The organism is Oleiphilus sp. HI0067 (assembly GCF_001635735.1).
On the sequence record NZ_LWFI01001338.1, the window covers coordinates 1 to 1,395 of the forward strand.

Sequence of the window (1,395 nt, forward strand, 5' to 3'; positions counted from 1 at the left end):
CCGATGCAAATTCATTTTGCGACATGCCGACTTTCGCGCGACTCTCTTTGACATCAAGAGGGCTAAACTCATGCACAACCGCTTTTTTGAGTTTGCCCTCAGAGTAATCAATGGCCTCTTGGAGCCCCTGTTTAATGCTTGCGAACGTATTAGACATCTGATTCACCATAACTATTAACAAGTAAAGTAGTAAGCTTGGCCAAATCATTTCGTTCAGTTTTGCTTAGATTGGCCTTTTCACACTTTTCAAATACAGTAAGCAAGAAGAGCGGAATCGAGCCGTTGTGATAATAGTAGATGACACGCACGCCTCCGCTTTTGCCTTTTCCTTTTGCAGACCACCGTAATTTCCTGATACCGCCAGTACCTTGCATAATATTCCCCGCTTGAGGGTGCGCAGCTAGGTAATTAATAATGCTCGTCTTCTCTTCACCTTTTAACAGATCTGAAGCGCGTTTCTGAAACTCTGGTAATTCAACAATAGTTTGCATGGGTCAAAGCATAATCCAATGGATTATATTGAGTCAACATCTTCGGCTATTGCCTGAGCAGCAACATAGATCAGCTATTCCCACAAGTACTTGAGATTTGTTGAGGCAGCAATGTCTGACAACTTATTGTAAGCAGACGCCAGATACAGAGTAACTCAACAGCCGCTTTTGTCTAATTACATGCATTAATTGAGAGATTCCAAATCAGTCTGCGCTGTTTGGAATGACGAGGGAGAGGTACCCAAGTCTGCCTAGTGCTTACCATCAAAAAACAAACACGAACTAATGCACATCCTTTTGCAAATCTGCATTCCAACGACACCTTTCAATTAAATCTCGATACGCCTTAGCATGTTCCGCAACACGGCGTTCATGCTCTTCCATGCGGCCAGCTACTAAATTAGGTGCACTGTGAAGAATAAAGGGCGGCATATAATGCATTCCACAAAGGTTCGCTGTCTGCTCTAATGGCCGAAGCAGCTCAGCCATTTCAAACTTGTTATAGCCTTCATGATGGTAAGCGTCTTCAGGCCCGCCGGTTGTGATAGCACACAAGAATCGTTTGCCATGAAGTGCATTACCCGAAGAGCCATAAGCAAAACCATGCTCAAAGACTTCATCCATATATCGCTTCAAATTGTGCGGTACGCTATACCAATAAAAAGGAAACTGAAAAATAATCAAATCAGCAGCTTTTAAGTATTTCTGCTCTTCGGCAACATCTACAGAACCATCCTGATACCTGCTAGCTAAATTACTCAGCGAGACAAACTCCAAGTCTTTTATTTGCTCTAACATTCTGAGATTGCTGTACTCACCCGAATATCCAGTATGGCCATACACAATATGAAAGTGTGGTTGATAACTCATGCCTGTGCTCCGAAGATTTAACCGAGCTAACTGT

The 1,395-nt window shown here is 42.9% G+C and carries 2 protein-coding genes; both read right to left on the minus strand.

The window, feature by feature from the left end; all coding sequences use genetic code 11:
- Window positions 1-149 precede the first annotated feature (149 nt).
- Window positions 150-491 (minus strand): type II toxin-antitoxin system RelE/ParE family toxin, encoded by a 342-nt coding sequence (locus A3739_RS21235; RefSeq protein WP_068502681.1) that lies wholly within the window; start codon window positions 489-491, stop codon window positions 150-152.
- Between the two features lie 282 nt (window positions 492-773).
- The coding region (locus tag A3739_RS21240) for an NAD(P)H-dependent oxidoreductase (protein ID WP_231877122.1) at window positions 774-1,395 on the minus strand (622 nt) is incomplete at its 5' end.

What these genes read in the sequence shown, in the direction of transcription:
- A3739_RS21235 (WP_068502681.1), bottom strand. Translation starts at nt 491, where the DNA reads ATGCAAACTATTGTTGAATTACCAGAGTTTCAGAAACGCGCTTCAGAT.